Source organism: Rhizobium sp. PEPV16, assembly GCF_008919455.1.
GTDB classification, from domain to species: domain Bacteria; phylum Pseudomonadota; class Alphaproteobacteria; order Rhizobiales; family Rhizobiaceae; genus Rhizobium; species Rhizobium leguminosarum_Q.
The window spans coordinates 1-1,495 of the sequence record NZ_VSZV01000045.1 but is presented as its reverse complement, the minus strand read 5'-3'; the positions used below and the strand labels follow the sequence as shown (position 1 = coordinate 1,495).

2 protein-coding genes are annotated in these 1,495 nt (G+C 62.7%); both read right to left on the bottom strand.

Annotation, left to right across the window (positions count from 1 at the left end):
* Positions 1-183: 183 nt before the first annotated feature.
* On the bottom strand, positions 184-1,017 hold the full coding sequence (locus FY112_RS00350; RefSeq protein WP_131620481.1) for a 5-deoxy-glucuronate isomerase: 834 nt from the start codon (positions 1,015-1,017) through the stop codon (positions 184-186).
* Positions 1,017-1,495 (bottom strand): oligopeptide/dipeptide ABC transporter ATP-binding protein (locus FY112_RS00345; protein WP_348642711.1); only part of this gene is annotated, 479 nt, incomplete at its 5' end. The genes FY112_RS00350 and FY112_RS00345, both read right to left, overlap by 1 nt.

The window sequence follows — 1,495 nt, the reverse complement described above, 5'->3', positions numbered from 1 at the left end:
CATCTCGGGCTCGAGCAGCAGCTCGGCGGGCGAAAAGCCGGTACCGCGCCAGAACCGGTTGAATGGGCGCACCGCTTCACTGGCATCAACGTTTATTCGCGTACGTTCACGCATGGGTCGTCTCTCCTTGGGCGGAAGTTTGGCGACGCGCCGCAATGCCGGCACACGAAGCCACGAGCCGGATTATTTGAACTTGTCGCGCATCGCATCGATGCCGGGGATGGTTTTGGTCAGATGCTGATGGGCGGGATCGAAGCGCTGGATCAGCCCCCGGCGATGCTTGCCGACGAGAATGGTAAAGATATAGCCCTGGTGCCCTGGCGAGGTGACCGTCGGGTGGTAACCCCGATCGACCAGGACAGTGTCGCCGTTGCGGGTCATGAGGATCTTGACCGGACCATCTTGGTCATAGGTGATCTGGCTGCCGAAACCGGTCTCGGGCTGGAAGCGGTAGTGATAGAGTTCTTCGTGCCGGGTCTCGACATCGCCGTCTTCGGTATCGTGTTTGTGAGGGGGATAGCCGGACCAGCAGCCTTCGCCGGCATAGAGTTCACTCACCAGCAGGTTGCCGCAGCGCCCGTTCTGCCGTTGGCCGAGCAGATGGACGATCCGCCGCTGGCTGTGCGTATCCGACGAGCCGACATTGACCGCGTCGACCTCATCCGGCGTGATGCGAAACGGGGCGTAACGCGTGTCGCAGAGGCCGCCGGCGATGGCGACTTCCGCTGCCGCGCCACGAGCCGATATCCGGACATTGGCGCCGACGGGCGCGTAAACCGAGTCCGCATCGCCTCCCCAGATATCGGCTCGCCGGCCCACCGCTTCGAACATGATGTCATCGACTTCGATATCCACCTGACCCGACAGCACGACGTAGAGGCTTTCGTGCGCGGGCAGCCGCCGGATGTCCTGCTCTTTGGAGGCGAGCGTGACGAGATCGAAGTAGATGAGATCGAGCGTCGTGGAGGAGGTATCCACAATGGGACGCTGCTCGGAGCGTGGAATGAATTCGGGCATCAATTGAACTCCGGAACGATACGGTCGGCAAAAGGATTAAGCGTCAGGGATTCGGCGTAATGACAGGCCACTGCGTGCCCATCGGCCGTGACGGTGCGTAAGCCCGGCACCTCCTGCTTGCAGAGCTCGGTGGCGTAGCGACAACGCGGATGAAATGCACAGCCGGGAGGCGGATGGGCGGGATCGGCAACCTCGCCCGCCAGCCGGATGCGCTGGCCGTGGCGGCGCATCCGCGGATCGGCGATCGGCACCGCCGAGAGGAGCGCTTCGGTGTAGGGATGGAGCGGGCGCGCGAAGATCTGCTCCGTCGGCGCCTTTTCGACCACCCGGCCGACATACATGACGGCAATGTTATCCGAGATATGCCGGACGACCGAGAGGTCGTGGGCGACGAAGAGATAGGTCAGACCATACTGTTCCTGCAGGTCCTGCAGGAGGTTGATGGTTTGTGCCTGCACGCTGACATCGAGCGCCGAGA